General features: G+C 41.2%; 23 protein-coding genes. All 23 read left to right on the forward strand.

Going from position 1 to position 23,247, the window contains the following annotated elements:
- Positions 1 to 13: 13 nt before the first annotated feature.
- The 23 genes from ODU34_RS00215 to ODU34_RS00325 all read left to right on the forward strand — a co-directional run bounded on the left by ODU34_RS00215 (position 14) and on the right by ODU34_RS00325 (position 23,200).
- Positions 14 to 1,219: a phage major capsid protein gene (locus tag ODU34_RS00215; protein ID WP_170240176.1), complete on the forward strand. Its 1,206-nt coding sequence runs from the start codon at positions 14 to 16 to the stop codon at positions 1,217 to 1,219.
- A 2-nt stretch (positions 1,220 to 1,221) separates the two neighbouring features.
- Positions 1,222 to 1,479, forward strand: coding sequence for a head-tail connector protein (locus tag ODU34_RS00220; protein ID WP_024407628.1), 258 nt, complete (start codon positions 1,222 to 1,224; stop codon positions 1,477 to 1,479).
- Positions 1,479 to 1,817: a head-tail adaptor protein gene (locus ODU34_RS00225; RefSeq protein ID WP_024407627.1), complete on the forward strand. Its 339-nt coding sequence runs from the start codon at positions 1,479 to 1,481 to the stop codon at positions 1,815 to 1,817. The genes ODU34_RS00220 and ODU34_RS00225 overlap by 1 nt, the downstream gene beginning before the upstream one ends.
- Positions 1,810 to 2,178: an HK97 gp10 family phage protein gene (locus ODU34_RS00230; protein ID WP_398578262.1), complete on the forward strand. Its 369-nt coding sequence runs from the start codon at positions 1,810 to 1,812 to the stop codon at positions 2,176 to 2,178. Before ODU34_RS00225 ends, ODU34_RS00230 begins: the two co-directional genes overlap by 8 nt.
- 6 nt (positions 2,179 to 2,184) lie before the next feature.
- On the forward strand, positions 2,185 to 2,511 hold the full coding sequence (locus tag ODU34_RS00235) for a hypothetical protein (RefSeq protein ID WP_398578263.1): 327 nt from the start codon (positions 2,185 to 2,187) through the stop codon (positions 2,509 to 2,511).
- A gap of 1 nt (position 2,512) precedes the next feature.
- Positions 2,513 to 3,082, forward strand: coding sequence for a major tail protein (locus ODU34_RS00240; RefSeq protein WP_398578264.1), 570 nt, complete (start codon positions 2,513 to 2,515; stop codon positions 3,080 to 3,082).
- 11 nt (positions 3,083 to 3,093) lie between these two features.
- Positions 3,094 to 3,513, forward strand: a complete 420-nt coding sequence (locus ODU34_RS00245) for a hypothetical protein (protein ID WP_024407624.1) — start codon at positions 3,094 to 3,096, stop codon at positions 3,511 to 3,513.
- A 182-nt stretch (positions 3,514 to 3,695) separates the two neighbouring features.
- Entirely contained in the window at positions 3,696 to 6,554 is a 2,859-nt protein-coding gene (locus ODU34_RS00250; RefSeq protein WP_099809780.1) for a phage tail tape measure protein, read from the forward strand.
- Positions 6,551 to 7,273 (forward strand): phage tail protein, encoded by a 723-nt coding sequence (locus ODU34_RS00255; protein ID WP_029180492.1) that lies wholly within the window; start codon positions 6,551 to 6,553, stop codon positions 7,271 to 7,273. Before ODU34_RS00250 ends, ODU34_RS00255 begins: the two co-directional genes overlap by 4 nt.
- The gene (locus tag ODU34_RS00260; protein ID WP_029180493.1) at positions 7,273 to 11,754 is read left to right on the forward strand and encodes a phage tail spike protein; all 4,482 of its coding nucleotides are present in this window, start codon (positions 7,273 to 7,275) and stop codon (positions 11,752 to 11,754) included. Before ODU34_RS00255 ends, ODU34_RS00260 begins: the two co-directional genes overlap by 1 nt.
- A 12-nt stretch (positions 11,755 to 11,766) precedes the next feature.
- Complete coding sequence (locus tag ODU34_RS00265; protein ID WP_024412681.1) at positions 11,767 to 11,973, forward strand: hypothetical protein; 207 nt, start codon at positions 11,767 to 11,769, stop codon at positions 11,971 to 11,973.
- A gap of 5 nt (positions 11,974 to 11,978) precedes the next feature.
- Complete coding sequence (locus ODU34_RS00270; RefSeq protein WP_024412680.1) at positions 11,979 to 12,347, forward strand: hypothetical protein; 369 nt, start codon at positions 11,979 to 11,981, stop codon at positions 12,345 to 12,347.
- Positions 12,325 to 12,720, forward strand: a complete 396-nt coding sequence (locus ODU34_RS00275; RefSeq protein WP_014636353.1) for a holin family protein — start codon at positions 12,325 to 12,327, stop codon at positions 12,718 to 12,720. Before ODU34_RS00270 ends, ODU34_RS00275 begins: the two co-directional genes overlap by 23 nt.
- A gap of 6 nt (positions 12,721 to 12,726) precedes the next feature.
- The gene (locus ODU34_RS00280) at positions 12,727 to 14,196 is read left to right on the forward strand and encodes a LysM peptidoglycan-binding domain-containing protein (RefSeq protein ID WP_024412679.1); all 1,470 of its coding nucleotides are present in this window, start codon (positions 12,727 to 12,729) and stop codon (positions 14,194 to 14,196) included.
- 223 nt (positions 14,197 to 14,419) lie between these two features.
- Positions 14,420 to 15,661: a recombinase family protein gene (locus tag ODU34_RS00285; RefSeq protein ID WP_024412678.1), complete on the forward strand. Its 1,242-nt coding sequence runs from the start codon at positions 14,420 to 14,422 to the stop codon at positions 15,659 to 15,661.
- Positions 15,624 to 16,916, forward strand: a complete 1,293-nt coding sequence (locus ODU34_RS00290; RefSeq protein ID WP_024411427.1) for a recombinase family protein — start codon at positions 15,624 to 15,626, stop codon at positions 16,914 to 16,916. Before ODU34_RS00285 ends, ODU34_RS00290 begins: the two co-directional genes overlap by 38 nt.
- Before the next feature lie 18 nt (positions 16,917 to 16,934).
- Complete coding sequence (locus ODU34_RS00295) at positions 16,935 to 17,132, forward strand: relaxase/mobilization nuclease domain-containing protein (protein ID WP_024407616.1); 198 nt, start codon at positions 16,935 to 16,937, stop codon at positions 17,130 to 17,132.
- A gap of 51 nt (positions 17,133 to 17,183) precedes the next feature.
- A complete protein-coding gene (locus ODU34_RS00300; RefSeq protein WP_029172348.1) occupies positions 17,184 to 17,558 on the forward strand; it encodes a TnpV protein in 375 nt (124 codons plus the stop codon).
- Positions 17,559 to 17,947: 389 nt separating this feature from the next.
- Positions 17,948 to 19,867 (forward strand): tetracycline resistance ribosomal protection protein Tet(O), encoded by a 1,920-nt coding sequence (gene tet(O), locus ODU34_RS00305; protein WP_161513024.1) that lies wholly within the window; start codon positions 17,948 to 17,950, stop codon positions 19,865 to 19,867.
- Between the two features lie 51 nt (positions 19,868 to 19,918).
- The gene (locus tag ODU34_RS00310) at positions 19,919 to 20,092 is read left to right on the forward strand and encodes a cysteine-rich KTR domain-containing protein (RefSeq protein WP_002779755.1); all 174 of its coding nucleotides are present in this window, start codon (positions 19,919 to 19,921) and stop codon (positions 20,090 to 20,092) included.
- A 224-nt stretch (positions 20,093 to 20,316) separates the two neighbouring features.
- A complete protein-coding gene (locus tag ODU34_RS00315; protein ID WP_002837184.1) occupies positions 20,317 to 21,354 on the forward strand; it encodes an IS1595-like element ISSag10 family transposase in 1,038 nt (345 codons plus the stop codon).
- A gap of 23 nt (positions 21,355 to 21,377) precedes the next feature.
- Positions 21,378 to 21,872 (forward strand): lincosamide nucleotidyltransferase Lnu(C), encoded by a 495-nt coding sequence (gene lnu(C) / locus ODU34_RS00320; RefSeq protein ID WP_002837187.1) that lies wholly within the window; start codon positions 21,378 to 21,380, stop codon positions 21,870 to 21,872.
- A gap of 428 nt (positions 21,873 to 22,300) precedes the next feature.
- A complete protein-coding gene (locus ODU34_RS00325; RefSeq protein WP_024412812.1) occupies positions 22,301 to 23,200 on the forward strand; it encodes an AraC family transcriptional regulator in 900 nt (299 codons plus the stop codon).
- Positions 23,201 to 23,247: the final 47 nt, after the last annotated feature.

Here is a 23,247-nt window from a genome sequence, read left to right on the forward strand (position 1 = left end):
GGAATATGAACTGATGTCTAAATTACTTGAATTGAAAGAAAAACGTAACCAAGCTTGGCAGCAAGCAAAAACCTTCCTTGACTCTGTTCGCTCAGAAGACGGACTGGTATCAGAGGAAGATTCCAAACGCTATGATGATATGGAAGCAAAAATCAACCTCTACAATCAAGAGATTGCTCGATTGGAGCGACAAGAAAAGATAGACCTTGAACTTTCTCAACCAGCATCACAGGCTCTAATTGGGCAGCCCACTACAGTTTTGAATGACAAGACTTCTGAAGAGGAAAAGAAAGGTGTGGCTTCAGATAGCTATGCCAAGACATTTTGGACAAGTGTCCGTAAGCGTCACTTCTTTGATGTTAAAGACGTCCTTCGAGTAGGAGAAGATACCGAAGGTGGTCATCTTGTTCCTGATGAGTATGAGAAGAAATTGGTTCAAGGATTACAAGAAGAGAATTTCTTCCGTAGCCTTGCGACTGTCATCAAAACATCTAGTGGTGAGCGTAAGATTCCTGTTGTGACAGGACATGGTTCAGCATCATGGATGGATGAAAATGGTCTTTATCCTGAAACAGATGAAACCTTTGGTCAGGTGACACTAGACTCTCATAAGATTGGGACTGCCATTCGTATTTCAGAAGAGTTGCTTAACGATTCAGTCTTCGACCTTGAGTCCTATATGACAGCTGAATTTGCTCGTCGTATTGGAACGGAAGAAGAAAAGGCATTCTTGATTGGTGATGGTTCTAAGAAACCAACTGGTATCTTTACTCAGGCAGATGTAACTGGTCCAACGACTGCTACAAAGGATATTTCCTTTGATGACATGATTGAACTGTATCATTCTCTACCAGCACCCTATCGTAAGAATGCCGTTTGGATTTTGCATGATACGACTGTCAAAGCTATCCGTAAACTCAAGGACAATAACGGTAATTACATTTGGCAGCCATCCACACAAGCTGGACAACCGGATTTGATTTTAAATCGTCCATACTACACATCAACCTTTGCCCCACTACCTGAAGCAGGAAACAAAGCCATTGCATTTGGTGATTTCTCTTATTATTGGATTGCGGATCGTCAGGGTCGTACCTTCAAACGTCTGAATGAACTCTATGCCAATAATGGTCAGATTGGTTTTCTTGCTTCACAACGTGTGGATGGTAAGTTAGTTCTACCTGAAGCTGTTAAGACTCTAACTGTAAAGGCTAAGTAGTTATGGTTAGTTTAGCAGAAGCAAAACAGTATCTCAAAGTGGAACACGATGATGAGGATGGACTGATTGAGCAATTGCTTGAAACCAGTCAACAACTCTGTGAAGATATTTTGCGTCAATCAATTTATTCAGAAGTTCTAAAGATGGCAATCCTATACGGGGTTGCCTATCTTTATGAACATAGAGAAGATGCAAATCATAAGGAGTTGAAGGAGACTCTCTATCACTTGTTGCTGGCTGAACGAAAGGATGTGTTCTGATGAAGATTGCACCTTTGAGGGAACGCTTGTCGTTTCATGTTCGACAGATTGTTCAAGATGAGATTGGCAATGAAAGTTCGACTTGGATACCTTTATTTGAACGGTGGTGCTCTTGTCGTCCTCTTACCTTGACCGAAAGGGATGGGAGGGTGACGAAACTGGAACAAGAGAAAGTCCAGTTCACCCTCAGGTATGAAAAAGCAATTCTTGGACTTCATTCCTTAACGACTCGCATTCAATTTCGTGGTCAAACCTATGAGATTGAGTCGATTGATGGAGATACAGTGCCAAGGCAACTGATTTACATCGTCGCCATTAAGGAGGAGAGTTATGACTAGAATTGAATTGGGTGCACTAGAATCTGCCATCGCAAATGAGCTGGCGGAGTTTGTAGAGGATACCACAGAGGTGATGCGTGAAGTTGTAGAGGAAGTCACTGAGGAATCTATTGAAACCTTGAAAGCAGTTTCACTTAGAAAGAGTGGATCTTATGCCAAAGGGTGGAAGAGTAAAGCAACGATTGATACCAGTACAGGTTTAACCAAAACCATTCATAATCGAACGCCAGGCCTGACGCATCTATTAGAAAATGGTCATGCCAAAAGCTCTGGTGGGCGAGTTGAGGGAATCAAGCATATCGCTCCCGTTGAGAAACAAGCGATACAATCCTTAGAAGAAAAGCTGAGAAAGCGAGTGTGATATGACATGTTACTGAGTGAAATGTACTCCATTCTCAAAGAATTACAGATCCCAGTCGCCTACCATCATTTTGAAGAAGGGAGTCATCCAAGACCACCGTATCTAGTATATTTGGTGACTGATTCAGAAAATCATGGTGCAGACAATTGGACCTATCATAAGCAGAATAACCTGCAGGTGGAACTCTATACCACCAAGAAAGATTTGGCGACTGAACAAAAGGTGGAGTCATTATTTGACAGCCACCTTATTTATTTTGAAAAAGTAGAGACCTATATCTCATCAGATAAACTCTACCAAATAACCTATTACATCACATTACATGGAGGATAATATGGCTGAAAGGAATAAGGTCACCTTTGGACTACAAGATGTCCATTGGGCAGAAGTTACAAGCGAAGGTTCTGATGGTACGTTGACATACGGCAATGTAGAACGACTTCGTGGTGCTGCAGAATTAACCCTTGAACCAACAGGAGACAAGGGTTCTTATAAGGCAGACAATATCAATTTTTATACAACGGAGTCAAACGATGGTTATGAAGGAACGCTAAAAGTTGCTCTTCTAACGCAGGAATTTTTGACTCGAGTCCTCGGAGAACAGTTGGATGCGACGACAAATACAATCTCAGAAATCGCAAATAGCGAAAAGAAAAATTTTGCGTTGATGTTCCGTTTTGAAGGGGATAAAAAAGAAACACTACACGTTTTGTATTATTGTTACGCATCTCGTCCGACTGTTGGTTCAAAAACCAAGTCAGGTTCGGATATTAATGAGGTAGAGTTGACCTTTACTGCCAGTCCTCGCCCACTCGATAAGGTTGTACGTAGACGAACAACGGAGGAAACGAGCGATGAAATTCGTCAAAATTGGTTCAAGGCAGTTTTTGAACCTCGTAAGTAAGGGAGAAGGTCATGAGAGAAAGTATTACCATAGCAGGCACCACCTACGAGTTAGCAACCAATGCCTACACACCAATTGCTTATAAAGAGCAGTTTGGTAAGGACTATTTCCAAGATCTCTTTTCTATGGTCAATAGTCAAGCTATCTTGGATAAGCTAGACCAGCTGGAGGAAGGGGAAGAACTCAAGGCAAGTCAGGTTGATGTGTCTATCTTATCTGACTTTGATATGACCTTTTTCCATCGTCTTTTTTGGGTTTTTGCCAAATCTGCCAATCCTCGTGTGAAACCTTTTGTGGATTTCTTCATGGAATTGGAGGAATTTCCAGTTCAGGAAGTAGCCCCTGTCTTGATGAATATGTTGAACCAAGGGATGTCAACCAGAAAAAAGCAGATGAAACAGAAACAGCGAGTGAAGAAATCTTCACAGTAGAGAGTTATTTCTCCTGTTGTAAGGAGACTGGTCTGACCATTGACGATTTAAAACATATCTCTATTGGAATGGCACTTGACTATCAAACGGACTATGTGGAGATGCGTACTCGAGAAACTTCTCAAACACGCCCGGCAACTCAAGCTGATTTTGATAATTTCTGATGGTAGAAAGGAGGGACTATGGCTGGAAACATAAAGGGGATTACAATTGAAATTGGTGGCGATACCCAACCCTTACAAGATGCCCTAAAGGGTGTGAACAAACAAGCATCTGAAGCTACCAAAGAACTAAGACAAATTGATAAGGCTCTCAAGTTTGATACAGGCAATGTCACCCTCCTTACTCAAAAGCAGGAAGTCTTGGCAAAACAAGTCGAGACAACCAAAGAAAAATTGGCAACGCTCCGTCAAGCCCAATCACAGGTGGAAGCTCAATTTAAGGCTGGGGATATTGGGGCAGACCAGTACCGTGCCTTTCAACGTGAGGTGGAAACTACTCAAAGGCTGCTAACGTCCTATGAAACTAAGTTAGCTGATGTGTCATCAACACTTGAGAATCACGGTCGAGCAAGTAGTTCAGCGGCTCAACAATTAGATAAACTCCAAGTGGAGCAGGGGCAGTTAGCAAGTGAGATGAACAAGGTCACGTCTCAATTTGAGTTACAAGAAAGTGCTTTGTCATCCAATAGTTCCGAAGCAGAACGCAATGCCATAGCCCAACAAAAGATCGGAGCACAGTCAGAAATTGTTTCTAAACAAATTTCCAATCTCGAAAAGCAACTAGCCCTGACAAAGAGTGAATATGGTGAGAATTCCATTGAAGCCAATAAGATGGAGGCTGAGTTGAACCAAGCAAAGACCGCTCTCAATAACTTGAACAACGAGATGGATGAGACCAAATCCTCTGCCGATGGTGCTCAAGATGGTATGAAAGCCATGTCTGACACCATTCGGGCTGAGGCACTTCAAGCAACCAGTGAGAAGCTAGCAGACATCTCTCAGAAAATCTTCGAAGTCGGAACAGAGTCCATGTCTGCGGCAGCTCAACTTCAAGCCAGCAATGCCCAATTCTCTACAGTATTTGGGGATATGGAGAATGCTGCTAAGGATGCCCTCAATAAGATTGGGGAAGAGATGGACATTGTTCCAGAGCGTCTTCAAGGCTCCTTCACTCAGATGGCTTCCTTTGCCAAAACCTCTGGAATGGATACGGCTCAGGCTTTGGATCTGACCACTCGTGCCACCAGAGCAGCGGCTGATGGGGCAGCATTTTACGACAAATCCATCGAAGAAGTCACCGAAAACCTGCAGTCCTTCCTCAAAGGAAACTATGAAAATGACGCAGCTCTAGGTATTTCTGCGACAGAAACCACTCGTAATGCAGCGGCGAACAAGCTCTATGGAAAGTCCTTCAATGAACTATCAGAAGCTCAGAAGCAGTTAACCCTCCTTCAAATGGTAGAGGACGGCAATGAACTCTCTGGAGCCTTGGGACAAGCTGCAAGGGAATCAGATGGACTGGAAAACGTTCTGGGTAACTTAAGACAGTCTGGAACTAATGCTCTAGCAGCAATCGGTCAACCGATTCTGGAGATCCTTATTCCAGTCTTCCAAAGTTTGGCAGACATTATTAGTCAACTAGCGACTTGGTTTACCAACTTATCCAGTCCCATCAAGGAAGTCGTCATTATCTTCACAGGTATTTTAGCCGTGGTAGGTATGTTACTTCCTATTTTCTTGGGCTTACAGGTTGCGGCAGCCGCTATGGGGACAACCGTTGTTGGAATGATAACGGCATTTTTGCCGATTGTGGGGATTATTGTTGGTATTGTAGCTGCCATTACCTTACTGATTGTTGGGTTAAAAGAACTCTGGACGAATCACGAAGGCTTTCGAACGGCTGTGACGGAAATCTGGAATAGTATCTATGCCTTTCTGTCCATGATCATCCAGCAGATTTCTAGTTTTGTTATGTCCATCTGGGGAACGCTAACCACATGGTGGACTGAAAACCAGCAATTGATTCTAAATGCTGCAACCACGGTATGGAATGCCATCAATACGGTTATTCAAACGGTGATGACTATTCTTGGACCGCTCATCCAAGCAAGTTGGGAGAATATCAAACTCATCATCACAGCCGCTTGGGAGATGATAAAGATTGTGGTCGAGACTGCTATCAATGTGGTACTTGGTATCATCAAGGCAGTCATGCAGGTTATCACTGGTGATTGGACTGGCGCTTGGGAAACCATCAAACAGGTCTTGTCGATAGCATGGGAGGGCATCAAGTCCCTTATTTCCTTAGCCCTCAATTTCATCGCCCAGTACATCTCAACTGCTTGGACAGGTATCAAGCATACCATCTCAAATGTACTATCTGCCATTAGTTCTGTCATTTCATCTATCTGGTCAGCTATTCAGTCGACAATTTCCAGTGTTATGTCTGCGATTGGTTCAACAGTATCAACCATATGGAATGGTATCAGTAGTACCGTATCCAATATTCTGAATGGGATATCCAATACAGTTTCATCTGTTTGGAACGGTGTGAAAAATACCATTTCAAGTGCTATCAATGGTGCAAGAGATGCCGTGAGTAATGCCATCAATGCCATTAAAAATCTTTTTAACTTCCAAATCAGATGGCCACATATTCCCCTTCCTCATTTTCGAGTATCAGGTTCTGCCAATCCACTCGATTGGTTGAAGGGCGGTATTCCGAGAATCTCCATTGATTGGTATGCCAAAGGTGGAATTTTAACCAAGCCCACTGCATTTGGAATGAATGGCAATAGCCTAATGGTTGGAGGTGAGGCTGGAAAAGAAGCAGTCTTGCCCTTGAATGAACAAACATTGGGTGCAATTGGTCGAGGAATCGCAAAGACCATGACAAGCAATTTACCAACCATTCACATCACCATTACTGGAAATACGATAAGAGAAGAAACTGACCTTCACCGACTAGCGGAGATGGTTGGAGAAAAACTAGTGTATGAATTAGAACGTCAACAAGGATTGAGAGGAGTGAAACCATGATTAAACATAATGCATTAACCATTGGTGGAGTGTCCACGAGTTCTTTTCCTTTTAAGGTAATCGTGGAAGATAGTCCTTCAATCACAGTAAGTGAAAGTAAGACGCAATTGATAGAACACCAAGGCCTGTCAGGAGCGGTTCTTCAAACCAATCCTCGCAGAAGTGTCATGGAACTGAGCTACACCCTCTATCTTGTAAAACCTAGTGAAGAACAGTTATTATCCTTTTTGAAGCTATTTTTGAAAGAAGGATTTTGGCTTGAGAACGCTAGTTTCAAGACCATACGCTTTTGGTGTTACAAGGTACACCATACTCCAGTTCAAAAGGATAAGCTGGGGGTGTATGAGTTTAAGGTTACATTTTCTTGTCACCCAACCAAGTGGTTCAAAACGACGACCTCGCAGGTGTTTAGGACTAGTGGTACTTTTAGAAGTCAAGGTTCAGCCATTGCTTTTCCAAAGATTACCATAAGTGGCAACTCGACTAGTGAAACTAGCTTTACGATTGGGGATGATGTCATCCGCTTGGAGCGATTACAAGAAACACTCATTATGGATAATAATCCTAGTCAGCCAAGTTTTAAGACACAAAGAGGTCAGCCTGTAAAATGGTCTGGCGATTTTATTTCCATTGATGCGGCCAGAAATGACTCGGTTGGAGTTGTCTTAGGTGCTGGCATTACATCATTAACAATAGAAATGAATTGGGGGTGGGCTTAGTGCTATCTTTATTAGACAAAACCGTTCGAACGGCAAAATGGCATGGGAAACCACTCCCAGAGACCATAAAGGCAAGCGTTAAAGAAACCTTGAATGGGGATTTTGTCCTAAATTTTACCTATCCAATCACAGACAGCGGACTATTTCGAGAGTTAAAAGAGGACTACCTCGTTCGTAGCCCAGTTCCAGTATTGGGACACCAGTTGTTTAGGATTAAGAAAGTCATTGAAGGAGACACCAGTCTTGAAGTTGTGGCCTATCACATATCAGATGACGTCATGACTAGGTTGGTATCTCCATTTAGGTGTGAACAGGTACCTTGTGCAACAGCACTATCAAGCATGGTCATGGCAAGCAAGTCTCCACTTGGAGATTTTTCTTTTACCAGTGACATTGTCAAGAATAGAACCTATACAACGGACAAGGAACAGACGCTGTACTCCAGCCTGATGGATGGTAAACACTCTATCCTTGGAACTTGGGAGGGAGAACTGGTTCGAGATAACCTTGCCTTATCAATTAAGAGTGAGCGAGGACAGGACCGTGGAGTTGTTATCTCTACTCACTACAATTTGAAAAAGTATCAGCGAACGAAAGAAAGTTCACAGATTATCACTCGTATCCATGCCACTTCAAGCTTTAAACAAGAGGGTCAGGATAGGGAAGCTGTCCTTCAAGTAACTGTAGACAGTCCGTTGATAAACTCTTATCCTTTCATCAATGAAGTGACCTATACAAATAATAGTGTCAGAACTCGTCAAGAGTTAATAGAGTGGGCTAGTAGCAAGTTTCGCTTAGAGGGTATTGATAAGCCCAAAGATGCCATCATCATTGAGGCATTTGAATTAGATGGTCAAACAGTTCATCTAGGCGATACAGTGACTTTAAAAAGCAAGCTACACGGCATTGATGTGAGGAAGAAAGCCCTTGCTTATGATTATGATCCTCTAGCTAAGAATTACCGCTCTATCACGTTTGATGATAAGGCAAGTATCGGTACAGGTAAAACTGGCGGAAGCTTGACTACCCTAGCAAATAATCTCCTTGAAGGGAATAAGCGGAGTGAGGATGTTGCCGTTGAAATTGCCATTGAGAATGCCAACAGAGCCTTTGATGCAGAATTTGAGAAACGTCAAGTAGCCATTGATAATGCAATCCTTCAGGCTCAAAGTCATGGGGAGGTCTATGCGGATCGATTAAAGGCTAGCATTGATAGTGAGCTTTCTTCTATTCACCAACAGATGCTGCAACAAGAAGAGGAACAGCAACGCACAACTCGTGATTTATTGGCAAAGGCTGGGGTAAATACCAACCTAGCCACAGAAGCCAAACAAAAGGCAGTACAGGCTCAAACTGGGGCAACTGAAGCTCTCAGAAGGGCAGAACAAGCCAAGCTCGATGCGATTCAAGAAGCTAACCGCTTGACTTCGACGGAGCGTAGTCAAACAGAGTTAAAAATTGCGACAGCAAAATCACAAGCTATCTCTGAGGCGAGTCGATTGGTTGATGTAGCAAAATCACTGATAGGTGGACAGTTGGCAACTGTCACTACCAATCTCACACAAACCAAGGAGGATATAAAACTACTTGCGAGTAAGCAACTGGTGGATGGTCTGACTGGTCGAGTAATTAGTGCAGAATCCATGATTCAAACGCAAGCAGACCAAATTTCCCAGCGTGTTAAGACTAGCGATTTTAACCAAGCAAAACAGAGAATCGAAACTGCAGAGTCAACGATTACGCAATTGGGGAATCGGATAACAACTGAGATTCGAGAGACCGTAGCTAAGATTCCAGTTGATTTTGGTGGTCGAAATTACATACTAAAAAGTGATACTTATATTACATCCGGGAGTAAGTTTCTAGATAGTGCTTCGGACTTTATCGACTATGCTCAGGCAGGAAAGTTTGTGACGATCAGCGTTGATATCAAGGGGGAAAATCTGTCGCCTGATGAAAGAGGACAGTCTAGGATAGGATGCGAGCTACGCTTGACTTTATCCAATGGCAATCCTCTCTATCTAAACTGCTATAAAGTTGTTTCAGCAACCCAACCTCGCGAGCGAATATACCGAACGGTTCGTATTCCTGATGGTGTATCGGTTGTTAGTGTAGCAAAGCTCAATCTTTTTGTGCAAGTCAGAGGAAATGCCTTAGCTGGAAGACCAAAGTTTGAACTTTCTTCTATGCCTACTGACTGGTCACCTGCTCCTGAAGACTTAATCACAGATCTCAGTCAAACCAGAACACTAATTACTCAGACAGCTGAGGGCCAAACTCAGCTGTCTACAAAGCTTACTCATACTGAGAATAAAATGATGAATGCTGAAACCCAAATCAGGCAATTGTTGGGTGATGTGGCTAGTAAAGTATCTAAAATGGACTATGACAATCTCAAGAGTACAGTTGAGAATCATACGACAAGTATTAATCAAACGACCCAGTCCATTTTACTTAAAGCTGACAAGACCTTTGTGGACGGTGTGAAATCTACGGCAGAAGCAGCCCTTTCAAAAGCAACTAGCAATGCGACAATGATTAGTCAGACCAAGTCTGAGCTAACTATTGCCAATGATGCCATCTCACAGAAAGTCGCAAAGACGGATTTTAATAATTTGAGCGGTCGAGTAGCAAGTGCGGAAACCACTATCCGAACACAGGCTGGGCAAATCGAACAACGACTGACGAGTACGCAAGTTGAATCTGCAATTAACTCAAAAGGCTACCAAACCAAGTCACAGGTCGATTCAAATATTATGGGTCGTGGCTATCTAACCAGCAGTTCTCTCCAGCCCTATGCGACGACAACTAGTGTGCAGAATTTGGTTAGAACCACCTATGATAGTTTTACCCAGCGAATCAGTCAAACGGAAAGCAGAATCCCTACCTCAGTTTCGCATCGCAACTTAATAGCTGGTACTTCAGACAGATGGAGTGCTTATCAGACGATAAATACCAATAGTAACTGGATAGCCTCTTTAGGAAGAGTGCAATTTGGGGATAGTAGTGGAATTTATGTTGGATCAAAAGTTCATTTATATGTTCATGTCTCAGCGGATGAGATTACCTTTGACCCCGCTGTAACGTCTCGTACTATGAAACTTCAAGGTCCAATCTTGGATAGTCAAAATGCCTGGACATGGACCAACTGGAATTTGTATCACCCTTTCTATAATAAATGGAGTAGCAATCTGACAACGGGTAACAACTATCGCTTGATAAAACTGACCGCCACCGTCACTCAAGAGATGTACCAACACTCTAAAGGATTTGAACTTCAAGTCAGAGTTGATGGGGTTAAAACTGGTAAGTTCCATGTGAGAGCCTTAATGGTATCAACTGGTGATATTTTTCCAGACTACTGGACACCGTCATTAGACGACTTTACGACGGTAACCGCCTTTCATGAAGTGCGGGATACTGTAAGTAGTCATACTCGAACAATTGGAGATCACACCAATCAAATCAGTCAGGTTGTCCAAACGGCTAATGGGATTGTGACACGAGTGGGCAATCTAGAAACAAGTCGAGCGACAACGGCGGCAGTTAATGCCATTCAAACTCAGGTTTCAACACTTGCAGGGGCGTGGTCGGTTCGAAATCTGACCAGTGCAGGAACAGTCCTGAGTCAGCTCAATCTCAATAAGGATGGCACAGTCAAGATTGATGGAAAACTCGTCCAAATTACAGGCACAACCTATATCCAAGATGGAGTAATTGCGAGCGGTAAGATTGCCAGTCTTGATGCAGGAAAGATTACGACAGGTATTATCTCTGCAGCTCGAATTGGAGCAGAAGCAATCACTGCGGATAAGTTAAAGGTTGACCAAGCTTTCTTTACCAAGTTTATGGCAACAGAAGCCTATCTTAAGCAATTATTTGCCAAATCAGCCTTTATAACCCAAGTGCAGTCAGTAACACTATCTGCCAACAACATTTCTGGTGGTATCTTGTCAGCAATCAACGGAGCCATGAAAATCAATCTGTCACTTGGAAACATCAAGTTCTTTACAAACTCTCCATCCATTTCTCGTGAGGTTAGTGGTTATCCTCACCAGTGGGTTTCATTTGAAACAGGTACCTCAAACGGCAAGCCATGTGGTGTAACCATTATCGGTTCCAATCGATGGAACAACTGGAATGCCAATGACGGTGGCTTTGTAGGGATTAGAGCATGGAACGGTACTGATACTGACCAAATTGATGTGGTAGGTGATAAAGTACGTTTAGCTAGTGCTCCATATACCAATCCAGATGGGTGGGAGATTGTAACGTTGCCTAACCGACTGAGTATTGATGCTTTTAAAGCATCTGACCGACCAAGTTCTATTTTGAATATCGGAGATATCCGCATCTATCGAAATGGGACAACCTATGTCAGCTTGAAAGACGTACTTCATCAATTCAATCACAATTTTAAACACTTAGTAAACATCACAGGTCGAGGTGACGTCATCTTGACATGGGATACGATTAAATAAAGGAGTTCACAGATGAATCTAGAACAAATCAACCAATCATTAAAATTAACCATCCAGGAGCTTGTCTCCAAGCTATCTGATGAGATTACCGCTAAGAACCTCATTGCCATCCAATTGGTGGAAAGGGATGAGGAACTTAGCCTATTGCGTAAAGAAAAACAGGAATTGACTGAGCTATTAGAAGTTCAGACAAAACCTGAAGAAAGGAAAGGAGAATAGTTATCATGGCACTTCTCAATATTGACAAAGTAACAGAACCATTTGATTTGGAGACAGCTCTCGCTTACATGCGTAAGAATGGAGAGTTCATTCGTTGTAAGACAGCAGAGCAGGATTTTTACATGTATCTTGAAGAAGTAAGGCGACCTGCCATTAAAAATGGAAGGCGGCAGTTGGTTACAACAGAAACAGTTTGGGCGTTTAATCAGTGGGGTAGTACCACATTAACTCTGAATCTTTCTGATTTATTTCATGAATGTTTTTATCTGATGCGGTTTGATGAGAACGGTCAACCGGATTGGTCAGACCCTACCATTGTGCAGGAAGGCCCAGTAGAAAGTGAGGTGACCGATGAAGGAACTGTTAACTCTTAATAAGATTTTATTTTCCATGATTGGAGGCTTGATTGGTAGTCTATTTGGAGAGTTGGATGGTATCTTATATGCCCTACTTGTCTTCATTATTATTGACTATCTAACAGGAATTTTTGCGGCAGTTGTAGAGAAACAATTGTCAAGTAGTATCGGTTTTCGTGGCATCTTTAAAAAGATAGCCATTTTATTTTTAGTTTCACTAGGTCATCTGATTGATACTGCAATCATCAAGCAGGGTGGAACAATTCGAACCATGGTCATTTTCTTTTATCTCAGTAATGAGGGGTTAAGTATTCTAGAAAATACCGTTCGAATTGGTTTACCAATACCTGAGAAACTACAAGCAATCTTAAAACAAATCAACGAGAGGTGAGAAGATATGGGAAAACATCTAGTCATTTGTGGTCATGGCCAAGGGCGAACAAGCTATGATCCTGGAGCAGTGAATGCCAAACTAGGTATCACAGAAGCAGGAAAGGTTCGAGAATTAGCCAAGTTAATGTCTAAGTACAGTGGACAGCGAATTGATTTTATTACCGAACAAAATGTTTATGATTATCGGAGTATTACTAGTATTGGTAAGGGATACGACTCGATTACTGAATTGCACTTCAATGCCTTTAATGGAAGTGCTAAAGGTACAGAAGTCTTGATTCAATCTTCCTTAGAAGCAGATAAGGAAGATATGGCTATCCTGTCTCTCCTTTCACACTATTTCCAAAATCGTGGCATTAAGAAGGTAGATTGGCTATATAATGCCAATCAAGCAGCAAGTCGTGGATACACCTATCGTTTGGTGGAGATTGCTTTCATCGATAATGAACAAGATATGGCGATTTTTGAGAACAAGAAAGAGGATATTGCGAGAGGTCTTGTGTCAGCAATAACAGGAGTTGAGGTCAAGACCATAGTTCCCTCGACACCCAGTTCAACCGTTGGGAGTTCAGGAACTCCTTCAAAACCAGTCTATCTTGTTGGTGATAGTCTTAGGGTGTTGCCTCATGCGACTCATTATCAGACTGGTCAGAAAATCGCCAACTGGGTCAAGGGGCGCACCTACAAAATCCTTCAAGTGAAGAATATTCACCAGTCCAACAGTAAGAGAGCTTATCTACTTGATGGAATCAAGTCATGGGTGCTTGAGCAGGATGTAGAAGGAACAACTAAAGGCCATAGTGAGCAGACCTATCAAGCACAGAAAGGCGATACGTATTATGGAATCGCTCGGAAGTTTGGTTTAACAGTAGATGCCCTACTTGCGGTGAATGGTTTGAAGAAGTCGGATATCCTGAAAGTTGGGCAAACACTCAAGGTTAACACAGCTTCAAGGACAACAACCGCTATTCCAACCAGTGTTGCCAGTCGTGTGGTTGCGTCAGCATTATCCAAGGTCGGTCAAAAGGTGACCGTTCCATCTAACCCTTATGGTGGACAGTGTGTTGCCTTGGTGGATAAGATTGTTCAAGAGCTTACGGACAAGAATATGTCCTATACAAATGCCATTGATTGTTTGAAGAAAGCAAAATCAAATGGTTTCCAAGTAATCTACGATGCTTGGGGTGTGAATCCTAAAGCAGGTGATTTTTATGTCATTGAGACAGATGGTTTGGTCTATGGGCATATTGGTGTCTGTGTGACAGATTCTGACGGAAAAAGTATTGATGGTGTGGAACAGAATATTGATGGATATTCTGACTATAATAAGAACGGTATCAATGACCAATTAGAAATTGGTGGCGGTGGAATTACTCGTCGTGTGAAACGGCAATGGATGGCGGATGGCTCACTCTACGATTCTACTGGAACAGTTAAACTCGGTAAAGTTGTAGGTTGGTTTAGAATATCATAATTAAGTCTTAAGCCTGGTGGGAACATCAGGCTTTATTTTTTTGCTTTTTTTTTCAATAAGTGCGGAAAAATTACTCCCAAACCTACCTAGTAAGGTAGGAGGAATATTTGTATTCCATGAACTTTGGCATAAATTTATCAGGTCGAATTAGTTTGTCTGATAACTTGACTTATTTTCCCTTTAGAGTGATATATAGTGTGCCATTACATAGGAAGGAGAGTAAATGTCCGTAAAAAAGATTAGAGTCAATAAACAAAAACACAAGCAGAGGATCTGTGCCTACATTCGAGTTTCGACGACTAATGGAAGTCAGTTAGAATCGTTAGAAAATCAGAAACATTATTTTGAAAACCTGTATTCCAATAGAGACGATATTGATTTTGTAGGTGTTTATCATGACAGAGGTATATCTGGTTCTAAGGATAATCGTCCAAATTTTCAAGCCATGATTGAAAATTGTCGTAAAGGTATGATTGATATTATTCATACCAAGTCAATTGCTCGATTTGCTAGAAACACGGTTACAGTTCTTGAAATTAGTCGTGAACTGAAGGCAATAGGAGTAGACATTTTCTTTGAGGAACAAAACATTCATACCCTTTCTAGTGAAGGGGAAGTGATGCTTTCAGTATTAGCTAGTATTGCTGAGGACGAGTTGAGGAGTATGAGTGGCAATCAACGTTGGGCATTTCAAAAGAAGTTTCAACGAGGAGAGCTAGTCATTAACACCAAGCGATTCTTAGGATATGATATAGACGAGAATGGTGAGTTGATTATCAATCCAGAAGAAGCTTTGATAGTCAGAAAAATATTTGCACTTTACCTTGAAGGGTATGGTACTCATCGTATTGCCAAACTGTTAAATGAAAAGGGAGTTGCGACGGTTACAGGTGCTAAATGGCATGACACCACAATCCGTCAAATGTTAAGCAATGAAAAATACAACGGTTCGGTCTTATTGCAGAAGTATTTTCACGATGGTGTGAATGGTCCTAAAAAATTGAATCAGGGGGAACTCGAACAATACCTGATAGAGGATAATCATGAAGCTATTATTTCAATGGAAGATTGGCAAGCAGTCCAGGTAAAACTAAACAGTAGAAGATGGCAACAAGGTAGAAACAAAACCTATAAATTTACGGGGTTATTAAAGTGTCAGCATTGTGGTTCGACTCTAAAGAGACAAGTTTCTTACAAGAAAAAAATTGTTTGGTGCTGTTCCAAATACATTAAGGAAGGAAAAGCAGCTTGTCAAGGGATGCGTGTGCCAGAAGTAGATATCTCAAATTGGACAGTAACCTCGCCAGTAAAAGTGATAGAAAGGGATAGAGATGGGGAAAAGTATTACAGTTATTCCGGCCAAGAAAGTGCAGACCAGCGTTCAACATCAGGTCAGAAAGAAAGTCAATGTAGCCGCATATTGCCGAGTGTCCACCGACCAAGACGAACAGCTATCAAGTTATGAAAACCAAGTTAATTATTACCGAGATTATATCTCCAAACACGAGGACTATGAGTTAGTTGACATCTATGCGGATGAGGGCATCTCAGCAACTAATACCAAAAAACGTGATGCTTTTAACCGCTTGATACAAGATTGTAGGGCTGGTAAGGTGGATAGGATTTTGGTAAAGTCGATCAGTCGCTTTGCAAGAAACACCCTTGATTGTATAAAATACGTCCGAGAGTTGAAAGAACTTGGTGTTGGTGTGACTTTTGAGAAGGAGAATATTGACAGCCTAGATTCCAAAGGTGAAGTTCTCCTTACAATCCTTTCTTCCTTAGCACAGGATGAGTCACGCTCGATCTCAGAGAATGCGACGTGGGGAATTCGTAAAAAGTTTGAACGTGGTGAGGTGCGCGTGAATACCACAAAGTTCATGGGTTATGACAAGGATGAGAATGGTAGGCTTATCATTAACCCTCAGCAAGCTGAAACTGTTAAATTCATATACGAGAAATTCTTAGAGGGGTACAGTCCTGAATCCATTGCTAAGTATTTGAATGACAATGAAATACCTGGTTGGACAGGAAAGGCAAATTGGTATCCAAGTGCTATACAGAAAATGCTTCAAAATGAAAAGTACAAGGGTGATGCCTTATTGCAAAAGACTTTTACCGTTGATTTTCTGACTAAGAAACGAGTTCAAAATGACGGTCAGGTTAACCAATACTATGTAGAAAATAGCCATGAGGCCATTATTGATGAGGAGACTTGGGAGACTGTTCAACTGGAAATGGCTAGACGCAAAACCTACCGAGATGAGCATCAGCTCAAATCTTATATCATGCAGAGTGAGGACAACCCATTTACCACCAAGGTGTTCTGCGGAGCCTGCGGGTCAGCCTTTGGACGGAAGAATTGGGCAACCAGCCGAGGGAAACGTAAAGTTTGGCAATGTAACAACCGCTATCGCATAAAGGGTGTTGAAGGGTGTTACAGTAGCCATTTGGATGAGGCGACACTCGAGCAGATTTTTCTAAAGGCATTAGAGCTACTAAGCGAGAACATTGATTTGCTTGATGGCAAGTGGGAGAAAATCTTAGCAGAGAATCGCCTACTGGATAAGCACTACAGCATGGCATTGAGTGACCTGCTTAGGCAGGAGCAGATAGACTTCAACCCCTCAGATATGTGCCGAGTGCTAGACCATATCAGGATAGGACTTGATGGTGAAATAACCGTTTGTTTACTGGAAGGAACTGAGGTAGATTTATAAAGCAAACGTAAGCATTATGTGCAATCCTACCATGAGGACGAGGAAATAACCCCGGAGCAGGCTCACAAGAACGCTGTCGAGCTGGCAGAGCATACAAAGGCATGGAAAGGGCATGAAGTTCTGATAGCCACGCATATAGACAAGGGGCATATACACACGCACTTTATTGTCAATTCCGTAAATTATGAGAACGGTCATAAGCTCCAATGGATGTAGGACGGATTTTGCGGACATTCAAAATAAAAAAGAATGTGGAGGTAACAGACAATGGCAAAGACAATTTTTGAGGAAATGGGCGGCAAATACGAAAGGCAAGGCGATTATTTAATACCGTGCTTAACTGTACCCGCCGAAGAAGAACAGGCAATAGGCATCTGGGGGCAACGGCATTTAGATTATCTAAAACAGTACCGTAAAGTTACATACACCAATCTTCTTACAAGCGGCAGGCTAAACGCCTACCTTGCCGACATCAACAGACAGGCACAGGAACGCTTTGAAAGGCTCATAGAGGGTATGAAACAGGCACAGGGCATAACGGAACAGCTAAAGGCAGAAAACGCCTTAGAATGGACAGGATGCCTCAATAACATAAGGGCTTGTGCGAGGGAGATTGTGGAAAAGGAAATTATTTTTGCATAAACAGATGATTAGTGGCAGGGGGAAATCCTGCCGCTTTTTCTGCTTTAGTTTGTCAGCTTGACAAATAAAGGGTTAAGGACTTGACAAATAAAGGGTTAAGGAATATAATTAGATTCAGTATTATACAAGGAGTTAATAAATATGCGGCAAGGTATTCTTAAATAAACTGTCAATTTGATAGTGGGAACAAAAAGTAGCAGTCCCGTTTCACTTTTAATATGGGGCTTAGTTTTTTGTACCCAGTTTAAGAATACTTTTATCATGTAATTTTATATGCCCGAAAACATATAAGTGTTTTGGGGCTATTGGAGTTATTTACCCAGTGATAGGAGTATTTATCACTGGGTATTTTTATGCCCTTTTTTGGGTGTTGATAGGAGGAAAATCACATGAAAATAATTAACTTAGGCATTCTGGCTCACGTTGACGCAGGAAAGACAACATTAACGGAAAGTTTATTGTATACCAGTGGTGCAATTGCAGAACCAGGGAGCGTAGATAAAGGCACAACAAGGACAGATACAATGAATTTGGAGCGTCAAAGGGGAATCACTATCCAGACAGCAGTGACATCTTTTCAGTGGGAGGATGTAAAAGTCAACATTATAGATACGCCAGGCCATATGGATTTTTTGGCGGAAGTATACCGTTCTTTATCCGTATTAGACGGAGCAGTATTATTAGTTTCTGCAAAGGATGGCATACAGGCACAGACCCGTATACTGTTTCATGCACTACAGACAATGAAGATTCCGACAATTTTTTTCATCAATAAAATTGACCAAGAGGGGATTGATTTGCCAATGGTATATCAAGAAATGAAAGCAAAGCTTTCTTCGGAAATTATAGTGAAGCAAAAGGTTGGGCAGCATCCCCATATAAATGTAACAGACAATGACGATATGGAACAGTGGGATACGGTAATTATGGGAAACGATGAACTATTAGAGAAATATATGTCAGGGAAACCGTTTAAAATGTCAGAACTGGAACAGGAAGAAAACAGGAGATTCCAAAACGGAACGTTATTTCCCGTTTATCACGGAAGCGCTAAAAACAATCTGGGGATTCGGCAGCTTATAGAAGTGATTGCCAGTAAATTTTATTCATCAACGCCTGAAGGTCAATCTGAACTATGCGGGCAGGTTTTTAAGATTGAATATTCAGAGAAAAGGCGGCGTTTTGTTTATGTGCGTATATATAGCGGAACATTGCATTTGAGGGATGTTATTAGAATATCTGAAAAAGAGAAAATAAAAATCACAGAGATGTGTGTTCCGACAAACGGTGAATTATATTCATCCGATACAGCCTGCTCTGGTGATATTGTAATTTTACCAAATGATGTTTTGCAGCTAAACAGTATTTTGGGGAACGAAATACTGTTGCCGCAGAGAAAATTTATTGAAAATCCTCTCCCTATGCTCCAAACAACGATTGCAGTAAAGAAATCTGAACAGCGGGAAATATTGCTTGGGGCACTTACAGAAATTTCAGATTGCGACCCTCTTTTAAAATATTATGTGGATACTACAACGCATGAGATTATACTTTCTTTTTTGGGGAATGTGCAGATGGAAGTCATTTGTGCCATCCTTGAGGAAAAATATCATGTGGAGGCAGAAATAAAAGAGCCTACTGTTATATATATGGAAAGGCCGCTTAGAAAAGCAGAATATACCATCCACATAGAAGTCCCGCCAAATCCTTTCTGGGCTTCTGTCGGGTTGTCCATAGAGCCGCTCCCTATTGGAAGCGGAGTGCAGTATGAAAGCAGAGTTTCACTTGGATATTTAAATCAATCGTTCCAAAATGCGGTTATGGAGGGGGTTCTTTATGGCTGCGAGCAGGGGCTGTATGGATGGAAAGTGACAGACTGTAAAATCTGTTTTGAATATGGATTGTATTATAGTCCTGTAAGTACCCCCGCAGACTTTCGGCTGCTTTCCCCTATCGTATTGGAGCAGGCTTTAAAAAAAGCAGGGACAGAACTATTAGAGCCATATCTCCACTTTGAAATTTATGCACCGCAGGAATATCTCTCACGGGCGTATCATGATGCTCCAAGGTATTGTGCAGATATTGTAAGTACTCAGATAAAGAATGACGAGGTCATTCTGAAAGGAGAAATCCCTGCTAGATGTATTCAAGAATACAGGAACGATTTAACTTATTTCACAAATGGGCAGGGAGTCTGCTTGACAGAGTTAAAAGGATACCAGCCAGCTATTGGTAAATTTATTTGCCAACCCCGCCGCCCGAATAGCCGTATAGATAAGGTTCGGCATATGTTCCACAAGTTAGCTTAACAGCTTGCAAAAGTCATATAAAATGAGATTTGAAAGGATTAGAGACTAATTATGATGAAATGCGAATGGATATTGTGTCCTGTTTGTGGGAGCAAAACCCGTAATAAAATTAGGAAGGACACTGTTTTGGAGAATTATCCCCTTTATTGTCCAAAATGCAGACAAGAAAGATTGATTAAAGTTGACAACTTGAAGATAACTGTCATCAAAGAGCCAGACGCTTAAGACGCAGAGCCGATGAAATTGTGGAACAATTCACGAATCATCGGCTCTTTTTGTTTCGTATTTGAAAGAACAAACTCACCAAATAAAAAAAACGATATTCGGGTGGGTTATTTTGTTATACCCTAAGGCTCTGTCACAACAAATGGTTGATTTTTGACGAGAAATGACGAGAAATAGCGTATAATAATAGTAAGAAACAGTACCACCGAAGGAGGTAATTGGATATGCCTACTATCAAAGACGCATTAGATATTATCGGTAAGTTGACTGTCGCAGAGCAGGAAAGCCTTAAAACAATGCTTTTAAGTCCTGCCTTTGTAAAGTCTTTGAATATTGAAGATTTCGTAGCAAAGGAACGCTTTGCAAATGGTCGTGTATGCCCTCTTTGTGGCTGTATCCATGTGGTTCGCAATGGTCATCGTAAAGATGGCACACAGCGATATGTATGTAAGGATTGTGGCAAGTCCTTCGTGATTGCTACGAACTCCATTGTGTCTGGTACAAGAAAAGACTTGTCCGTGTGGGAGCAGTACATTGATTGTATGATGAATGGCTTATCCATTCGTAAGACTGCTGTTGCTTGTGGGATTCACAGAAACACCGCATTCCTTTGGAGACACAAGATTTTGGATGCACTTCAGAATATGGCAGACGATGTTACCCTTGACGGCATTATTGAGGCTGACGAAACTTTTTTCGCCATCTCGTACAAGGGCAATCATAGCAAGAGTAAGACATTTGCTATGCCACGCAAGGCTCATAAGCGTGGTCATTCTACACATATCAGAGGCTTGTCCCAAGAAAAGGTATGTGTTCCTTGTGCGGTTAATAGGAATGGCTTGTCTATCTCCAAGATTACGAATACTGGTAGAGTTTCTACAAGAGATTTACATCATATTTATGATGGTAGGATTAAGACCAATTCCACTCTTGTTACGGACAAGATGAACTCCTATGTGAGATTTACAAATGCCAATGGCATTGACCTTGTGCAGTTAAAGACTGGCAAAGCCAAGAAAGGCATTTATAATATCCAACATATCAATAGCTACCATAGCCAGCTAAAGAGGTTTATGCGTGGCTTTAACGGTGTTTCTACCAAGTATCTGAACAACTATCTTGTGTGGAATAACCTTGTAAATTACGCCAAAGAAAGCGACATGGAGAAAAGGAACATCTTCTTAACTTTTGTTTTGGCAACATTGAAAACTGCTAAATGCAGAGATTTATCAAACAGACCAGCAGTTCCTCTGGTCGCCTAATTAGAATTTGTGGAGATGATAAGATGGTCAATATAACAGATGTAAAACAGATTCTTCAATTTGCAATAGATGCGGAGATTAAAGTCTTTCTTGATGGTGGCTGGGGTGTAGATGCTCTTCTTGGATATCAGTCAAGAGCCCATAATGATATTGACATTTTTGTAGAAAAGAACGATTATCAGAACTTTATAGAAATAATGAAAGCTAATGGCTTTTATGAGATTAAGATGGAATATACAACATTGAACCATACTGTATGGGAAGATTTGAAAAACAGAATTATTGATTTGCATTGTTTTGAATATACGGACGAAGGTGAAATTCTTTATGATGGGGATTGTTTTCCGGTAGAAACTTTTTCGGGTAAAGGAAGAATTGAGGAAATAGAGGTTTCCTGTATTGAACCATATAGTCAAGTAATGTTCCATCTGGGATACGAGTTTGATGAAAATGATGCACATGATGTGAAGTTATTGTGTGAGACATTTCATATCGAAATTCCAAATGAGTATAGATAACTGCAAATAACAGTTTGTAGGGGAGTTCTGATACTCCCCTATAAAAATGGCTATTTATCAACTGTTTGTTGTGACATAGCCTACCCTAAATTACCCTCTGAGTAAGCACGACCTTAAAGACTTAAAGGAACGGTGCAACGAGCAGAGCTGGGAACAGGGCTTGCATGTGCCGGAGAAAGGAAAGACATTTGCTGGAGAAGTCCGGGAAGAAACGGTGGCATGGAGCAAAGACACCTATATTGCTTATAAAGCACCATTCATAGAGAAAATTTACGCTGAAATAGGACTATGAAAAATCTAAGTTTATCGAACTTAGCAAACTATAAGTTTCTAAGAGATAAAACCTATAAAACTTGTACGGATATTGTAGGGTAGGAAAAGAAATCTTCCTCTATACTAAAATAAACCGAATGAAAAGGGGGATCGAAGTGAATATTATCAAGTCGTTTAACAATACGATTGATTATCTTGAAACAGTTCTTGATGATGAAATTGACGAAAAGAAAGTAGCACAGCTATCCGGATATTCGTACTCGATGTTTAGTCGCTTGTTTTCTATTCTGACCGAAACAACGCTCTCAGAATATTTAAGAAGCAGAAGATTGACGGAAGCAGCCGTTATTTTAAGAGATACGGACGAAAAGATTATTGATGTTGCCTTCAAATTCGGATATGAGTCATCGGATTCGTTTGGAACAGCTTTTAAGAATTTTCATGGATTTACTCCTTCAGAGGTAAGAAACGGGAAACCATTCAAATTAGTATCACGAGTGCAATTATCACTCAGTGTAAGAGGAGGAAGAAGTATGAATATTACAATTCAAAAGAAAAAAGCATTTACAGTTGCAGGGATCAATGAAAATAGCATCAATTCATCATTATGTTCAGGTATATGGGGGAAATTGTTTTCTAAGGTTAGCCATGAAGAAATCTCAAAATTTGGGACAGGAGAATCTGTTGGGGTTTGCCACGATATATTAAACCTTGATAATCATGATGTTTTAGAATCCAATACAATTAGCTATATGGCAGGCTATATTGTTAATGATGTGGATAAAGCAAGAAGCATAGGCTTAGATGTTTTGGAAGTGGAAGAAGCGGAGTATGCTGTTGTAGAATTAATAGGATCTGTTCCGGATTGTATTCATAACGGATGGAAATATGCGTTGGAAGTTTTCTTCCCTGAGCATGGTTATGTTCATTCAGGAAAACCTGACTTTGAATATTATTATGAAGGTGATATGGATAGTAAAGATTATAAAATGGAGCTTTGGATTCCGATAACTAAAGCTAAAAAAATACCAGTTAATCTATCTGATACCTTTTAACGATATCTCGATAGGACTTAAAGGCGAAATCGCGGTTCGCTTCCTGC

Source organism: Streptococcus sp. 2018WUSS126 (assembly GCF_044427425.1).
Classification (GTDB): Bacteria; Bacillota; Bacilli; order Lactobacillales; family Streptococcaceae; genus Streptococcus; species Streptococcus hashimotonensis.

Coding starts and splice junctions, on each gene's coding strand:
- ODU34_RS00215 (WP_170240176.1), top strand. CDS start 14: ATGTCTAAATTACTTGAATTGAAAGAAAAACGTAACCAAGCTTGGCAG.
- ODU34_RS00220 (WP_024407628.1), top strand. CDS start 1,222: ATGGTTAGTTTAGCAGAAGCAAAACAGTATCTCAAAGTGGAACACGAT.
- ODU34_RS00225 (WP_024407627.1), top strand. CDS start 1,479: ATGAAGATTGCACCTTTGAGGGAACGCTTGTCGTTTCATGTTCGACAG.
- ODU34_RS00230 (WP_398578262.1), top strand. CDS start 1,810: ATGACTAGAATTGAATTGGGTGCACTAGAATCTGCCATCGCAAATGAG.
- ODU34_RS00235 (WP_398578263.1), top strand. CDS start 2,185: ATGTTACTGAGTGAAATGTACTCCATTCTCAAAGAATTACAGATCCCA.
- ODU34_RS00240 (WP_398578264.1), top strand. CDS start 2,513: ATGGCTGAAAGGAATAAGGTCACCTTTGGACTACAAGATGTCCATTGG.
- ODU34_RS00245 (WP_024407624.1), top strand. CDS start 3,094: ATGAGAGAAAGTATTACCATAGCAGGCACCACCTACGAGTTAGCAACC.
- ODU34_RS00250 (WP_099809780.1), top strand. CDS start 3,696: ATGGCTGGAAACATAAAGGGGATTACAATTGAAATTGGTGGCGATACC.
- ODU34_RS00255 (WP_029180492.1), top strand. CDS start 6,551: ATGATTAAACATAATGCATTAACCATTGGTGGAGTGTCCACGAGTTCT.
- ODU34_RS00265 (WP_024412681.1), top strand. CDS start 11,767: ATGAATCTAGAACAAATCAACCAATCATTAAAATTAACCATCCAGGAG.
- ODU34_RS00270 (WP_024412680.1), top strand. CDS start 11,979: ATGGCACTTCTCAATATTGACAAAGTAACAGAACCATTTGATTTGGAG.
- ODU34_RS00275 (WP_014636353.1), top strand. CDS start 12,325: ATGAAGGAACTGTTAACTCTTAATAAGATTTTATTTTCCATGATTGGA.
- ODU34_RS00280 (WP_024412679.1), top strand. CDS start 12,727: ATGGGAAAACATCTAGTCATTTGTGGTCATGGCCAAGGGCGAACAAGC.
- ODU34_RS00285 (WP_024412678.1), top strand. CDS start 14,420: ATGTCCGTAAAAAAGATTAGAGTCAATAAACAAAAACACAAGCAGAGG.
- ODU34_RS00300 (WP_029172348.1), top strand. CDS start 17,184: ATGGCAAAGACAATTTTTGAGGAAATGGGCGGCAAATACGAAAGGCAA.
- ODU34_RS00310 (WP_002779755.1), top strand. CDS start 19,919: ATGATGAAATGCGAATGGATATTGTGTCCTGTTTGTGGGAGCAAAACC.
- ODU34_RS00315 (WP_002837184.1), top strand. CDS start 20,317: ATGCCTACTATCAAAGACGCATTAGATATTATCGGTAAGTTGACTGTC.